Origin of the sequence: Siccirubricoccus deserti, assembly GCF_014283215.1 — a bacterium.
Taxonomy (GTDB): Bacteria; Pseudomonadota; Alphaproteobacteria; order Acetobacterales; family Acetobacteraceae; genus Siccirubricoccus; species Siccirubricoccus deserti.
In genome coordinates this window covers 1-817 of the sequence record NZ_JACOMF010000252.1, presented here as the reverse complement: position 1 = coordinate 817, position 817 = coordinate 1, and the positions used below count along the sequence as shown (strand labels likewise).

Annotated in this window: 1 protein-coding gene; it reads left to right on the top strand. The window is 68.2% G+C overall.

Annotated features, from left to right (window positions below; genetic code table 11):
* Positions 1–79: 79 nt before the first annotated feature.
* Positions 80–817 (top strand): IS5 family transposase gene (locus H7965_RS30165; RefSeq protein WP_186774118.1). Its coding sequence is split into 2 segments (ribosomal slippage), with 739 coding nucleotides annotated over them: positions 80–413 and positions 413–817; the frame shifts between segments, so codons are not numbered across the junction. This gene is flagged as partial in the annotation.

Sequence of the window (817 nt, the reverse complement as noted above, 5' to 3'; positions counted from 1 at the left end):
TAGGCTCGGAACTCGATTACCGCTTTGAGTGGCCCGGCCGGTTGTGATTCGCTGCCCCTTGGGCATCAGGGGCTTGCGCATGTCGGTACTGTTCTGGCTGAGCGATGAGCAATGGTCGGCGATCGCGCCGCACCTGCCGCGCAACCGCCCGGGGGTGAAGCCCCGGCGGAACCGGGAGGTCATCAGCGGCATCATCCACGTCCAGCGGGTTGGCTGCCGCTGGCGGGACTGCCCGGCGGAGTATGGCCCGCACACGACGATCTACAGTCGCTTCAACCGCTGGTCCAAGCGCGGCGTCTGGCAGGCGCTGCTGGCCCGGCTGACCGTCTTCGATGCCGCCGGGCAGCAAAGCATCGACAGCACCACCACCAAGGCGCACCGCTGCGCTGCCGGCGGACAAGGGGGGCCGAAACCCAGGCCATCGGCCGCAGCCGGGGCGGTCGGACCACCAAGATCCACGCCGTCGCCGACCAGCGCGGGCGGCTGATCGCCTTCGACCTCAGCCCAGGCCAACGGGGCGACGTGAAAGTCGCGCCCACCCTGCTCGAGCGGCTGCCTGCGGCAGACTATCTCCTGGCCGATGCCGCCTATGACAGCAACGCCCTCCGCCGCTGGCTGGCCGAGCGGAACACCATCGCCGTCATCAAGCCAAACCCAACCCGCAAGGGCCAAGTCGCTTTCGACCAGGACTGCTACAAGCTCCGCAACACCATCGAGCGTGCCTTCTCCCACCTCAAGGACTGGCGCCGCGTCGCCACCCGATACGACAAGCTCGCCCGCAACTTCCAGGCCGGCATCGCTATCGCCGCCATCATCC